This is a genomic window from Bacillus sp. FSL K6-2431 (assembly GCF_038005165.1).
GTDB classification, from domain to species: Bacteria; Bacillota; Bacilli; order Bacillales; family Bacillaceae; genus Bacillus; species Bacillus pumilus.
Genome location: NZ_JBBOSQ010000001.1, coordinates 3,029,253 through 3,042,720, shown reverse-complemented (window position 1 = coordinate 3,042,720; position 13,468 = coordinate 3,029,253). Strand labels below are relative to the sequence as shown.

18 protein-coding genes and 1 tRNA gene are annotated in these 13,468 nt (G+C 40.9%); 4 read left to right on the top strand and 15 right to left on the bottom strand.

Features of this window, described 5'->3' with window-relative positions:
* Positions 1-2: 2 nt before the first annotated feature.
* On the top strand, positions 3-1,136 hold the full coding sequence (gene ftsW, locus MHH40_RS15280; RefSeq protein WP_106918402.1) for a putative lipid II flippase FtsW: 1,134 nt from the start codon (positions 3-5) through the stop codon (positions 1,134-1,136).
* A 30-nt stretch (positions 1,137-1,166) separates the two neighbouring features.
* Here the strand turns inward: ftsW and MHH40_RS15275 are convergent, their stop codons facing one another.
* On the bottom strand, positions 1,167-2,714 hold the full coding sequence (locus tag MHH40_RS15275; RefSeq protein ID WP_003213366.1) for a flotillin family protein: 1,548 nt from the start codon (positions 2,712-2,714) through the stop codon (positions 1,167-1,169).
* 11 nt (positions 2,715-2,725) lie between these two features.
* Positions 2,726-3,256 (bottom strand): hypothetical protein, encoded by a 531-nt coding sequence (locus tag MHH40_RS15270; protein WP_034620073.1) that lies wholly within the window; start codon positions 3,254-3,256, stop codon positions 2,726-2,728.
* A gap of 204 nt (positions 3,257-3,460) precedes the next feature.
* Here MHH40_RS15270 and MHH40_RS15265 point away from each other — a divergent pair, with 204 nt between their 5' ends.
* Positions 3,461-3,940 (top strand): DinB family protein, encoded by a 480-nt coding sequence (locus tag MHH40_RS15265; RefSeq protein ID WP_212045464.1) that lies wholly within the window; start codon positions 3,461-3,463, stop codon positions 3,938-3,940.
* A 40-nt stretch (positions 3,941-3,980) separates the two neighbouring features.
* Here MHH40_RS15265 and MHH40_RS15260 read toward each other — a convergent pair whose 3' ends face one another.
* Positions 3,981-5,189: an iron-containing alcohol dehydrogenase gene (locus MHH40_RS15260; protein WP_003213555.1), complete on the bottom strand. Its 1,209-nt coding sequence runs from the start codon at positions 5,187-5,189 to the stop codon at positions 3,981-3,983.
* Between the two features lie 27 nt (positions 5,190-5,216).
* Entirely contained in the window at positions 5,217-6,686 is a 1,470-nt protein-coding gene (gene betB / locus MHH40_RS15255) for a betaine-aldehyde dehydrogenase (protein ID WP_340901288.1), read from the bottom strand.
* A gap of 207 nt (positions 6,687-6,893) precedes the next feature.
* On the opposite strand from betB, the gene cudC reads away from it, so the two are divergent.
* Both cudC and MHH40_RS15245 read left to right on the top strand, forming a co-directional pair.
* Positions 6,894-7,451 carry a choline uptake/conversion transcriptional regulator CudC gene (gene cudC / locus MHH40_RS15250; RefSeq protein WP_106029201.1) on the top strand — a complete coding sequence of 186 codons (558 nt, stop codon included), beginning with the start codon at positions 6,894-6,896 and terminating at the stop codon, positions 7,449-7,451.
* Positions 7,452-7,523: 72 nt separating this feature from the next.
* A tRNA-Ala gene (locus MHH40_RS15245) sits at positions 7,524-7,596 on the top strand.
* Between the two features lie 119 nt (positions 7,597-7,715).
* Here MHH40_RS15245 and MHH40_RS18935 read toward each other — a convergent pair.
* The 11 genes from MHH40_RS18935 to MHH40_RS15195 form a co-directional block, all read right to left on the bottom strand.
* Positions 7,716-7,961: a hypothetical protein gene (locus MHH40_RS18935; RefSeq protein WP_050943991.1), complete on the bottom strand. Its 246-nt coding sequence runs from the start codon at positions 7,959-7,961 to the stop codon at positions 7,716-7,718.
* A 26-nt stretch (positions 7,962-7,987) separates the two neighbouring features.
* The gene (locus MHH40_RS18930; RefSeq protein WP_050943992.1) at positions 7,988-8,191 is read right to left on the bottom strand and encodes a phage terminase small subunit-related protein; all 204 of its coding nucleotides are present in this window, start codon (positions 8,189-8,191) and stop codon (positions 7,988-7,990) included.
* Between the two features lie 43 nt (positions 8,192-8,234).
* The gene (locus MHH40_RS15235) at positions 8,235-8,471 is read right to left on the bottom strand and encodes a hypothetical protein (protein WP_050943993.1); all 237 of its coding nucleotides are present in this window, start codon (positions 8,469-8,471) and stop codon (positions 8,235-8,237) included.
* A 146-nt stretch (positions 8,472-8,617) separates the two neighbouring features.
* Positions 8,618-8,797: a hypothetical protein gene (locus MHH40_RS15230; RefSeq protein ID WP_050943994.1), complete on the bottom strand. Its 180-nt coding sequence runs from the start codon at positions 8,795-8,797 to the stop codon at positions 8,618-8,620.
* Between the two features lie 82 nt (positions 8,798-8,879).
* On the bottom strand, positions 8,880-9,755 hold the full coding sequence (locus MHH40_RS15225) for a hypothetical protein (RefSeq protein ID WP_050943995.1): 876 nt from the start codon (positions 9,753-9,755) through the stop codon (positions 8,880-8,882).
* Positions 9,756-10,259: 504 nt separating this feature from the next.
* Positions 10,260-11,063, bottom strand: coding sequence for a peptidoglycan recognition protein family protein (locus tag MHH40_RS15220; RefSeq protein ID WP_050943997.1), 804 nt, complete (start codon positions 11,061-11,063; stop codon positions 10,260-10,262).
* Positions 11,064-11,082: 19 nt separating this feature from the next.
* The gene (locus MHH40_RS15215) at positions 11,083-11,346 is read right to left on the bottom strand and encodes a phage holin (protein ID WP_003212734.1); all 264 of its coding nucleotides are present in this window, start codon (positions 11,344-11,346) and stop codon (positions 11,083-11,085) included.
* Between the two features lie 11 nt (positions 11,347-11,357).
* A complete protein-coding gene (locus tag MHH40_RS15210; RefSeq protein WP_003213245.1) occupies positions 11,358-11,570 on the bottom strand; it encodes a BhlA/UviB family holin-like peptide in 213 nt (70 codons plus the stop codon).
* Between the two features lie 36 nt (positions 11,571-11,606).
* Positions 11,607-11,750, bottom strand: a complete 144-nt coding sequence (locus tag MHH40_RS15205; protein ID WP_039180954.1) for an XkdX family protein — start codon at positions 11,748-11,750, stop codon at positions 11,607-11,609.
* Positions 11,747-12,067 (bottom strand): hypothetical protein, encoded by a 321-nt coding sequence (locus MHH40_RS15200; RefSeq protein ID WP_044140756.1) that lies wholly within the window; start codon positions 12,065-12,067, stop codon positions 11,747-11,749. Before MHH40_RS15200 ends, MHH40_RS15205 begins: the two co-directional genes overlap by 4 nt.
* A 13-nt stretch (positions 12,068-12,080) precedes the next feature.
* On the bottom strand, positions 12,081-13,466 hold the full coding sequence (locus MHH40_RS15195; protein WP_050943998.1) for a hypothetical protein: 1,386 nt from the start codon (positions 13,464-13,466) through the stop codon (positions 12,081-12,083).
* Positions 13,467-13,468 lie beyond the last annotated feature (2 nt).

The following is a 13,468-nucleotide window of genomic DNA, read 5'->3' as shown; positions in this document are numbered from 1 at the left end:
TGATGGCATTTCTTCTATCTCATCTCAAAAAAGTCGACCTCGTTCTTGTTGGAACGATTGTGTTCCTCTGCTTATTTGGTTTACTGATGGTGTACAGTGCAAGTTATCCTTTAGGAGAAGTGAAGTATGAGAAGGGCAGCTATTTCTTTATTAAACAATGGCAATGGCTCCTGATTGGGGGATTCTTTTTTTTCATTGCTGCTCTTTTCCCTTATCAGATTTATCGTAAATGGATGAAATGGCTTGTCATGCTGTCATTGCTATGTCTCATCCTAGTCCTGATTCCTGGAATTGGTGTTGTCAAAAACAATTCACAGCGGTGGATTCAGCTGGGCTCTCTTATGCTCCAACCTTCTGAAGCTGTGAAACTAGTGATGGTGATCTATTTTGCCTATGTGTACGCGAATAAACAGGCGTACATTACATCTTTTAAAAAAGGCGTACTGCCGCCACTCATCCTTTTAAGTCTTGTTTTTTTATTAATCTTAAAGCAGCCTGATTTAGGCACAGCTGTGTCTATTTTATTAAGCTGTGGCATCATTTTATTATGCGCTGGGTTGAAAACGCGCCATTTCATTTTGCTAGGATCGACTGCCGTAGCATGTATCACTTTTTTTGCAGTGACAGCTCCTTACCGTTTGAAGCGGCTGACTTCTTTTCGTGATCCCTTTCAGTATGAAGATGGGGATGGCTATCAGTTGATTCATTCGTATCTCGCAATGAATTCCGGCGGGCTGATAGGGAATGGCTTAGGCGGGAGTATTCAAAAGCTAGGCTTTCTTCCCGAACCCCATACGGATTTTATTATGGCCATTATCAGTGAAGAGCTGGGCATTATGGGGATTTTGATTGTGATAGGTGCATATCTATTCATCATGTATCGCGCAATGCGAATTGTGCAGGCTTTACATGACCCTTTTGGAAAACTGTTAACGATTGGGCTTACGTTTCAAATCATGCTCCAAGCAGTCTTTAATTTAGGCGCTGTCTTTGGTCTTCTTCCGATCACAGGCATTCCGCTTCCTTTCATTAGTTATGGTGGCTCCTCCCTAGTGTTCATGATGATATCTGCTGGTATTCTCGTAAATCTTTCTTCATATGTAAAAAGGAACCCATATCGGGCACATGCCAAATAGACACCTTCTGATGGAAGGTGTCTATTTATTTTATTCTTCTATTTGAGTATCAGCGATCTCTTTTTTTCTTGGCTGTTTGATTTCATTCGTTAGTTCCTGAATGCTTTGCTTCACATTGCCTTTGCCGGAAAAGTTCTCAATAATTTCTTTGACATCAATTCCAGAGGATGCTTTCAGGCTTTCTTGCAGACTGGACATAAGGTTTGTAGCATAGCCAGTGACTTTATTGGCACCGCTGCCTTCTCCGTTACCTCCCGTATCCACAACCGTAATTTTATCAATGTTAGAAAGTGGTGCAGATACTTGCTTCGCATATTCAGGAAGCATTTTCACAATCATATCAAGAATCGCTGCCTGACCATACTGTTCGAATGCTTCAGCGATTTTCTCTTTCGCTTCGGCTTCCGCAAGTCCTTTCAGTCTAATGACTTCTGCCTCTGTTTCCCCTTTTGCACGATCAGCTTCCGCTTTGGCAAGCCCGTCAATTCGGACTTTCTCAGCTTCTGCTTTTGCCATTGCTTCAATGCTGTATTTCTTGGCATCTGCTTCTGCGAGGCGTTTCGCTTTTTCCGCTGCAGCTGACTGCTCAACCGCATAACGGTCCGCATCTGCTTTCTTTTTCACTTCAGAATCGTATTGACGCTCACGACGCTGGATCTCTTTTTCTTCTAATTCAATTTGCTTCTGACGTTCAATGATTTTTACTTGCATTTCTTGTTCAGTTACGTGCTGACGATTACGTGCTGTTTCAAGATCGTACGCTTGGTCGGCACTTGCTTTTGCTGTATCTTGTTCACGTCTGAATTCTGCTCTTTTCAGTTCATTGATCTTTTCTGCTTCAGCGATTTCAGTGGCACGCTCAAGCTCAGATTTCTTCGCATCTTTATCTGCTTCTGCACGTTTGATACGTGTTTCTTTATCTGCTTCTGCTGTTGCAATATCTGCATCGCGTTTCACTTGGGCAATTCTAGGTTTACCTAGTGATTCTAAATAGCCATTTTTATCACGGACATCTTTGATGGTAAACGATACAATGACAAGACCCATTTTCGCTAGATCTTGAGAAGCGACACGCTGTACTTCTTGAGAAAATTTCTCTCTGTTTTTATAAATCTCTTCAACTGTCATTGACCCTAAAATGGAGCGAAGGTGTCCTTCTAGTACTTCTCTCGCTTCGTTTTCGCGGTCTTCTTTTGTTTTACCTAAAAACTGCTCTGCAGCAGTAGCAATTTCTTCAATCGACCCGCCGATTTTAATGATGGCTGTTCCGTCCGCCATGACTGGTACACCTTGTTCAGTATAGACTTCAGGTGTTGAAACATCTAGCTTGCTAGATAGTAAGCTGAGCGGCTCTGCTTGTTGAAAAACAGGGAGTACAAAGGTACCTCCGCCTCTTACAATCTTAATCTTGTTTCCACCTTCATCCACGTGGACATTTTTACTTCCGAGGTAACTTCCTGTGACGATTAACGCTTCATCTGGACCTGCAGTCCGGTATTTCGAAACAAATACACCAATAAGTGCAATCAGAATCACAAGCACAATTCCAATGATTATCAAAATGGTTGTTCCTGGCATAGCATTCCCTCCTAGATTTCTTCATTTGGTATAACTGATAAGACGCCTTTGTTCACTTCGACGACCAGTACCCGAGTTCCATATGGAATCTCCTCTTCGTCGAAGCTGACGGCAGGCTTTGAGATTTTCCCGCTATTACTAATTAACAGCACTTCTCCAAACCCGTCTTTTGGAACAGATACAATGATCTCCCCAGTTCTTCCTTTTAAGTCGGCCTCCGTATATGAGAGAGATTCTTCAGCAGAGGAAAGCGGGACTAAGACAAATACATTCAAACAGGTCACCAGAACCACTGCGAGGATGGCAGATAAGACTGCGCCAAGCCCACTTCCTACAATTGCTGTTTTTTCAGAGATAAACCCTCCAGCCGAGAAAAAGGTAAGAAATGCGAGGATTAATGTTGGTTGAAGGAATGGAACAGGAATCGCTTCAAACAATCCATCAAATACATCGCCGAAAAAGACGAAAACAAGTGTCAGGATTCCTGATATCATCAATATGTATAAATACAGCGTCTGAAGTGGCAGCCCGAACACATCCATCTTCCTCACCCTTTCTTCATGAAATGAACAGCCTTTGTTTCATTTAGACCATGCTCACCTCCAATGTATTCCTTCTAACAGGTAATACGAACCACTTTTGTAAAGGTTTCAAATTTCCTCACAATTCTTCACAGGAATTCACCGATAGCTCAAGAATGATTGTCATGTACCAGTATGTTAAAATTTGATCTTGAGGTGATGAAAATGAGTTTATTACATGATGCAAGACAAGAATTGTGGCAAGAGCTACAAGGTTTGAACGAAGAGCAATTGAATCAAAAATTATCTGATGATACTTGGAGTATTCAAGAGGTGACAGATCATTTAAAGAAGATGGACCTCGTGGCAGCAAAACATCTAGCTGCTGAGGGAAAAAAAGCACCGATCAAAGAATATGAGCCAAAGCCGGTGGAAATGGCAGAGGATCGTTCTAGAAAAGCGACTGCGCCTAGTATTGTTGAGCCTGAGCGCAAGCATGTGACACCTACACATTTAAAAGATGAGCTCGATACAGCCCGTGAGCAGCTCAATCAAATTCTATCAACGTTTACTGAGGATGATTTCAAACGCGTCATTGCACACCCTGTGTTTGAAGAGTTATCGCTTAAGCAATATCTTGATTTTATCGGCGCACACGAAAAACGCCATATCCATCAAATCAAAGAAATTAAAGAACAGCTATAAGACATAAAAAAGACTCCCTTTTGGGAGCCTTTTTTCATTGTTACACTGTTTTAGGTGTTAGATCAAAACAGCGAGCATAAATCCAGTTGTACGCTTTTTCGTTTAGATCTCTTGGGTTTCCAATTGTTTGCGGATCTTTCATTGCTTCTTTAGATAAACGGTCAATCATATCTTTTGATACACCTTGTTCTTCTAATGAAGGAACTTCTAGGTCTTCCACTAAATCATACATCCAGTTCACTGCTGCTTTTGCGGCTTCCTCTGTTGACATTCGGCTAATATCAATTCCAAACGCTTGCGCAATACGAGCAAATTTTTCGGGATACCCTTTCCAGTTATACTCCATCACCGGTCCCATCATTGCTGCGACACACTGACCATGCGCTACAGGAATAATGCCTCCGAGTGTTTGACTCATCGCATGTGCAGCTCCAGCTGATTCGCTTCCATAAGAAAGCCCGGCAAGCATTGCAGCTTGTGCCATTCCATACCTGGCTTCTAAGTCCTCACCATCGGCAAAGGCACGGCGAATATAATGAGCTGCATATTCAATGGCCATGAGCGCGACCGCATCTGTAATAGGCTGAGCAAATTTCATTGTATAGCATTCAATGGCGTGTGCAAGTGCATCAATTCCAGTCATTGCCGTCACATGAGGCGGCATGGATACATGTAGCTTTGGATCAATGACTGTGAGGTGAGCTGCAATGAGTGGGCCACCTGTGTTGAATTTGAATTCTCTTTCTTCATCTGTAATCACTGCCCACTGCGTGACTTCTGAACCTGTACCAGCTGTTGTCGGAATAGTGGTTAAAGGCGGGATTCTGTTTTCAAGCGGTTTTTTCCCCTCTGCCGCTTCGTAATCAAGGACTGAGCCTTCATGCGTCGCTTCTACACCGATCGCCTTCGCTGTATCCATTGAGCTTCCGCCGCCTACTGCGACTAATCCATTACAGCCTTCTTTTTCATATAACGCAGAGCCTTCATTCACTAAACGGACTGGCGGGTTTGGCTCTACTTTATCAAATAGCACCACATCGATTTGTGCTTCTTTTAATGAAGCAATCACTGGATCTACCACGCCCGCCAGGTAAATACCTGGGTCTGTTACAAGTAATACCTTTGAGACACCGTATGCTTTTACTTCTTCCCCAACATGTTTCACTGCACCGATGCCATGTTTGATGACAGTCGGAATTTCAAATGTATGGAATTTCTGCATGCTTTCAATTTTCATATTTAATGTCATATAGAATCTCCTCCAAATGTGTGATTTTTATTGAAACCAACGAATCGCTTCAGGTTTTGTATTACGATATACATGCTTCAGTTCCGTATATTCCTCAAGACCGGTGCGTCCTAATTCACGTCCTAGACCTGATTGCTTATATCCACCCCAAGGTGCTTGAGCGAAATAAGGATGGAAGTCATTGATCCAAACTGTGCCTAATCTTAATTGACGAGCGACTCTTTCGGCCTTGCTGATATCAGTAGACCACACGGCTCCTGCTAATCCATAAATCGTATCGTTTGCCAGCTCAATCACTTCTTCCTCTGTACGAAAGGATTCAACTGTCAATACTGGGCCAAAGACTTCTTCCTGGACAATCCGCATCTCTGACGTGCAGCCTGAGAATATCGTTGGCAAGTAGAAGAACCCATTTGAAAGCTCCTCTGCGTCCGGTCTTTTTCCGCCTGTTTCTAATTTGGCGCCTTCATCTAACCCAATGCTGACGTATTTTTCTACTTTTTCTCGATGCTCAGCTGAGATGAGCGGGCCGCTCTGGGTTTCTTCATCAAAGCCGTTGCCTAGCTTGATTTTTTTCGTGCGCTTCACCAGTTCTTCTAAAAATTCAGCATGAATGGATTCTTCCACTAGCAAACGTGAACCTGCTGAACACACTTGCCCCGCATGGAAAAACACAGCATTCATTGCCTGGTCAACCGCTACGTCTAAATCAGCATCTTGAAACACAATATTCGGATTTTTCCCGCCGAGCTCAAGGGCGATTTTCTTCACATTCCCACTGGCTCCCTGCATGATTTTCTTACCTGTTTCAATACCGCCTGTAAATGAAATCAAATCGACTTGATCATTCACAGCAAGCTCATCACCAACCGTTGCACCTGGTCCAAGGACTAGGTTCGCAACCCCTGCTGGAATGCCTGCTTCTTCCATGAGTTTGAATACTTTGATCGTGGTGAGTGGTGTAATTTCACTTGGTTTTAAAACGATTGTGTTCCCCGCCGCTAGAGCAGGAGCGATTTTCCAGCTTGCTTGAAGCAATGGATAGTTCCAAGGAGTAATTTGTCCGCATACACCGACAGGCTCTCTGACCAATTCGCTTTTAGAGTTCGGAATTGGCGATGCAATGATTTCCCCGCCATCTTTGTCGGCAAGACCGGCGTAATATTGGAACACGTTCGCAATATCGTCCATGTCTGCTTTGCTTTCCTCTACTGTTTTACCAGTATCAAGCGATTCTAATTTGGCTAGTTCATCAAGATCACGTCTAATCAATTCAGCAATCTTAAACACCATATTTCCTCTTTCAAGTCCAGGCAAGTTTGCCCAGTCACCTTGATCGAAGGCTTTTCTCGCTGCTTTAATGGCGAGCTGCGCGTCATTTCTTGATCCTTCACTGACTGTCGCGATCACTTCTTGATTAAATGGATTAATGATATCCCGCGTGTCGCCACTTTTGGCGCCAATCCATTGTCCATCTATAAATAGTGTTTGACTCATAGAAGGAACCTCCTCTGATTCTCTTTGGTAAGTTTGTTAAATAAAAATTTAACGTTTTGAACATAATTAACGTATCATGTTCAAATTTTTCTGTCAAAGGGAGATATGCTTCATTTTCTTTTGACATTTTGCATTCTTTCGTTAACATATAGTCCATAAAGATTTTTTTGAACGTATTGAATTCTCTTAATAGAAAGCAGGGACAGGATGAAAAAGCAGGAACAGCCGCAAGCAGAAGAGCGTATTTTAGCTGCTAAAGATCTAGTCATTGATTCCATAGCTGAAACGATGGATCTCTATGGAATTACACGAAGTGCTGGTATTCTTTATGGGACCATGTATTTAAATGAGGAAATGACGCTGGATGAAATGCGTGAAGAGCTGCAAATGAGCAAGCCGAGTATGAGTACAGGTGTGAAAAAACTGCAAGACATGAATATTGTCAAAAAGACCTTTCACCGAGGACGAAGAAAACATAGCTTTGTTGCTGAAAAAGACTTTTTTAAGTTTTTCATGAACTTCTTTCCACAAAAGTGGGAACGAGAGGTCGAGGTCAATTTAGCAGCGATAGAAGAAGCGCAAGTCCGGCTTCAAGAGGTGGCTCGTGATGATCAGTTGGAGGAACATATAAGAGAGGAAGCGCAGCAGCTCATAGAGCAGCTTGAAAGCTCAAAAGCCTACTATGACTGGCTGAGACGCTTAGCAGACTCTGTTCATTCAGGGGAAATCTTTGACTATATCCCGATTGATCAGAAAGAAAAATAGACGATGTGTGTGCGTTTTAAAGCTTGAATTTTACAGGAGGATTGATTATAATAAATTAAGTCGTAACACATCGGGGCATTAGCTCAGCTGGGAGAGCGCTACGCTGGCAGCGTAGAGGTCAGCGGTTCGATCCCGCTATGCTCCATAAGAAAAACCCTTACAGCAGTAAGGGTTTTTCTTGTTTTCAACATTTTTATCTTTCGTCTGTCTCATGGGCTAGCTTTATCAAGCTTCTCAGCTCAGCCATTGCCCTAGATTGAACATTTAGGAATGTAGCATGACGATCCCAAGCAAATAGAAATTCGCGTATTCTTCCTCAATATCGGTAAAATCTGAAACGACTGATTTTTTCTTTTTCAGCTCTTTGATCATTTCGTCTTTGCTTTCAACAAACATGATCTTCTTCGCCTGTACTATAGCGGTGAACTGAATCTGTATTTGTTCCCACAGTAGATCAACAGGTGAAAACTCCTGAATGCCCTGCATGATCTCAAACGGTTCAGCTGGCATGTGCTTTGAGTAAAATCCTTGTGTCTTTAAGTTTTGTTCCCTTTTGAAGCACCACGAATAGGAGCGCTCCCTTTCAGTTTTTCATCCCATTTGTCGCTCGCTTTCCACTTTCTAATTGTGTTTGCAGTGACCCCTAATTCTTCCGCAATTCCTTTTAATAAGCGGTTTCCGTCACTTTCCTTCCACAACTGAATTGCTTTGTCTCGATTCGGATTTCTTGTCCTTGTCATGTAACATCACCGCCACTCCTTTCTTTGTGTTGTTTTGTAATTTTTATTTCGTAACAAACTTATCATCTTTTGCTAACTCATGAAGAGTATCTTTACAGATCTCAGCCATTCCAACAGCTTCTAGGTATAATTCATTATGGTAAATAGTCATTAGTGTTCCGTCTTTCATCTTGAATGTAGTAACAAAGCTGTCTATATCATGAAAGTTCTGTTCAATCCAATTAATCAGCCCATTTACCGCTCCTAGGAACACTCTTTTAACTTTACCCCATTCAATCATCACTCCCTTTGATTTATTCGCTCTAAATTACCGCCGCACTCTACCTTTAAGCCGATTCTTTGCGTAGAGATTATCAGAAGCAGTTTACAGGGAACAAGCACCCTGTAAGGGTGCTTAAAGAGTGTTAAATACTAATGAATACTTAGTTAAAAGATAGTAATCCCACTTTCATTTAAAGAAGTCCAATAAACTTCGCCATCTTGGTCCTGTACTCTAATATTAACTATTTCCCCTGTGTGACTAGTGTCTATCACTTTAAATTCTTTAATAACTTCGCCTGTTTTACCGATTAAATCTTCTCGTCTTTCAGTATTTAGAGTTCCCATTACTAAAAAACCTCCATTTTTTTATAGTAAAAAGAAGCACTTAAAATTAAAGTGCTCCTTTTCAATAAATAATATGCTTTTCTTAGCTATCTTCTTCGGTTGTATTCTCTGTTCTAATGTTTCGTAGGATCCTTCTATTTTCGTTCACTTGATTTATAACTTGTTGAAAAGCAGTAATAGATTCTTCATCTCTAGCTACATCTTTCACGACAAATTTATCCAATTGATTTCGTTGAACAGTTATCTGTTTATCCTCTTCGGAATCATAATATCTAATACTATCAATGACTACATCCGGGGAATGGATAGCTGCCAATACAATTGGATTACCATTTAATTCACCATCTGCCTTTGACCTAATGCGTAAGAAATCTAGTTTAGAATTATCCTCTTCATTCCAGAACTTCTTGAATGAATCATTGAAAGACTCTTCGCCATAAATATCTTCACTTAGGCTACCTCTTTTATTAATATTGCTTACATCAATAGCAGTAACTTTATTTACTTTAAACCAGCGTAAAAACATTTCGTTTCCTTCAGGCAATAAACTTGGTAAAGCTACGAAGGGTGCTTTGTATATCTCATTAAATGCGCTGTTTAAAATTTCTGTTAGCCGGTTTAGAGTTCTACCTGGCTCTAAATTTTTTGGTGAATATCTTCGATTTTGAAGCAAAAAGCTTCTGCTGTTAAAATCAATAGCAAAAATAGTACGTTCATAAGGTTCTCCCTGCAACCTTTCTAGGCTCTTATCTTCATTTACTTCATAAGAGTTAGGAATAAATTCTTCTGATATACTCCCTACAAGAACTCCTCTTTCATACTCTACATCGCTATTTATGACAAACTTTAAACCTTGTCCCGCATTGAAAAAGTCTAAATTTTTCAGGTAATTTTGTATTTCTACCTCTTTACCTTCATAATTAGTATCGCCAAAGATTCGATAGATTTTAAAATCCATTTTTCCAACTCCCGATTAGTTATTTTTTCCTACATTTTTAATATCGGGACCTTCAATATAAAGTTAATATTTTGCAAAATTTGTCGAACGAATCCCAAGCTAGCAAGAGCAAGTGAAAATATATTAATTTGTGGAGACGCTGGAAATTATGCCTTCAAGTTTACACTGCGGTTTTAAGTGATTTCAAATGTTGAAGAAAATTGACTTTCTTGACTTCTTTGACGATGTTGCTGATTATATTGTGTCTCTTGAGCATTCAAAATGTTAATAAAAAACGGACACCAACCAACACCCGTAAAAGGTGTCCGCAGGCTCTCCATTTTAAATGTATTATTTCCGTTTCCAGTGACCGTGTGGTGTTTTGCCATTTTATAGACTCTTGTTGCAAACGCTTCGTCTACCTCCAAGAGCTGGTCATCGAGTGGAAGATGACTAAAGAATAGCTATAGGCGTATCTAGCAATTTTCTTACCTTATTGCGATTACCATTTATCCTTGAAAAAAATCACTTTTTTAGCAATTGTTCCATTTTGTTCTTCGTCTTCGGACCGTAAATCCCGTCTGCCGCTAGACCATTCATGAGCTGGAACCGCTTGGCCGCATTCGCTGTTTTCGGTCCATAATAGCCATCAACTCCGTTGTTTTTTGCCCCTTTGTCCGGGTAGAAATAGAGTGAGGATAAGGCTTTTTGCACGGCTATAACTTGTGATCCTTTTGTTAAGGGCTTGGTTATTTTTAAGATGCCAGATGGCAGATTTGACGATTTCTGTTTGGTAACTGGTGCTTTGTGACTCAAGCTCTCTGTTCGAACTGGCTTTCTTGTACTTTTGCTGCCGGTACGAGCTGTGGCTATTCCAGCTTTAAATTGATCCCACCGTCCGAGCAATTTCCTTGGACATTCTTTCCCGCTCCAATGTTTATGAGGCACTACATTTGATAAAGGAATTCCCAAATCGCCCATTAGCTTTCGAATGAGCCATTGGGCATTTTCGACTGCTTGTTCAAAGTTGCTGTCTGTATTTTCGCAAATTTCAATTCCGATTGATTTCATATTGCCATTGCCTCTGCCATCTCCTGCATGCCAACCGTTCTCGTTTAACGGTAAATGCTGATAAATCACCTGATCGTCGACAGTGTAATGCCAGCTGACTCCGGTACTTGAACGGGCAACAAACGCTGCGTGACTCCCCGCATTTGCACCTTTTGCCGTGTTAGAGGTATTATGCACCGTAATATAGAGCGGCTTCATCGTATTTCCTGGTCTGTTGCGGTTGTGTTTTGGAATGTAGGCTTGAATGATATTGACCATATTGTTTCTCCTTCAACGATTATTTTGTTAGCCCTCTTTGTTTCAGGGTATCTTTTTGTAATTGACCTTTGTAGGTTACATAATTATTTTTAAACCAAGCGATAATGGCTGTCACCATCGTAAAAATGGTGGAACCTGCTACATATAGTGCCTCACCAGCGGTTTGTACTTGCTCCTCACTAATCGGCAGCACCGTCTGTCCAAACATGACAAGTGTTTGATTGATGAGCGCAATAAAAAGAAGCACTGTGCGAATCACAGTGCCTTTGTCGAATGTTTTCATGATTTCTCCTCCTATTTTAAATTCCGTTCAATTTTGTCGAGTTTGTCGATCACAACATCATACTTCTCACTAAACTTTGCTAACACATCATTTTGCGCCTCGATTTGTTCATTGAGCTTGTTTTCTCTTTCCTTTGTTGTGTTTAATACATAAAACAGCACCCAACAAAAGAGAACGGCAAACGGGCCTTGTGTCATTAAGTTTTGAACAACATCTACTTCCATTGAAATCACCTTCTTTCCGGCAAAAAAATAAAGCCATTAAGCTTCGTATATTTCTCCAGTTATATCTTGATAGTCGTCTGCCGAGATCCAGCCAATGCTTACATAAAATGCAATGTCCTCTGGTCCGTAACATTGCCAGTCCCAGAATTGTTTGATATCTGCTACAGTTGGAAACATCATTCTGAATTTCCCCCTTTCTGCATAGCCAATAACTGCGTTAATTGTTTTGATAACAAAGCATTTTGTTTCTTTAAAAGTTCTATATCACTTGGCGGGAGAGGGGCTGGCTTTAGGCTATCTATATACTCCTGTGTCGCTGATTCATACCAGTGTTGTTTTTCCACATCAAATGCAGCTTTATAAAAAGAAGGATGATTGGGTGGTGCAATCGTTGTGCATTGATCTGGAATGACATAATTGCCTTCATCATCTCTTTCGAACACTTCGATAGGTCTGACCAATTCATTTTGATGATTGTATTCATAAGCTAGTATCATTTTTATCACTTCCTTAATTTAATGGGACGACCGTGTCTAAATAGTAGCCAGTTACGGCACTTTCATTCGCTGCCAGTAAACCTGTTAGCTTTAGCTCTCCTGTCTTATATATAAGTAATTTACTATGACCCGTTGTACCTGATACAGGCACTGACACTACAAGACCTTTCTCTGATAAACCCGCGGCTGGAATCCATCCACAGATGATTTCTCTATTTGCTTTTAGGTGGCCTCTTAGCAATAATAAATTTCCCCATTTTACATATTCAACTGGTCTATCCCCTATAGATGAACTTTTGTCTAAGGTCACACTCTGCCACGTGACATTTTCAAACTCAGTATTTGTCATTAGCTGTTTCCAGCCTCTGAACCCCCCATCTGTATGAGTCGTTCCGTACCAATGACTATTATCATAGCTTCGACTCACATGAAATGTTTTGCGGTTATTTCCCGTTTCTATAATATCTACATTAAACCAAGAAGCATCGGTCGTTGATGGCATATTCACTGCGTTCGTTCCAGAGACATAATAAAAGCCAGATGGCAGTGTTAATATATCTGTACCAGTAGGGATAAGCATTCTATTTCCATTCGCCTTCAATAACGGATGCTCGTTCAACCTCTTCCATCCGCTCCATTCTTGCTGAGTACCCGAAACATCTGTCGTGGAACGATTGATGTACACATCACCTGTATTATTTGCCCCAATAATCCAGCCATAGGTATTTTCACTAAAGACTGATAAGGCTCTCATAGAACTTCTTGTCGGCAAATCAGGATGTGCTTCGTGGATATACCAAGAATGCACGCCTGGTAATTTGATGAGTTTATCCAAAATACTAGGATCGTTTGCATTAATTCTTTCGTATGCTCTTCCATCGTCAGCGGTAATTTTAGATAGTTGTCCTGCGTCCCATTTGTTTTTTTCGTTTTGACTAGGTATTTGCAGCCAATTGATCGCAAGGTCATTCACATGATAGGAAAAACAAAATGCATTGCCTGATGTGTCAATCGCCATTCCTACACCAATATTATTTTGACCAACAAGCTGAAAGCCTCTTAATGCAGCATTACCTATAGCAGGAGAATCAACTACCCCAGAACCGCCTGGAGCATAAAATGAGCAGGCACCTAACGATTTTATCCCGTTATAAATACTGCTGCCAGATGGGATATTGATCAACTGGGATCCGTTATCATTCGTCATTTTATATAGCTGAGATTGATTCCATTTCTGCTTTTCTGTTTTAGATGCATGAGATGTTACATCATTTTCGTGTTGATTGATATGATTTAATAGTTCAGCATCATTTTCAATAATAACCTTTACCATGTCATTAAACAGATCTGCATGGGCTTTATCACTTGTTTTGAAAGTACGTGGTGTCTTTATCTCCATGT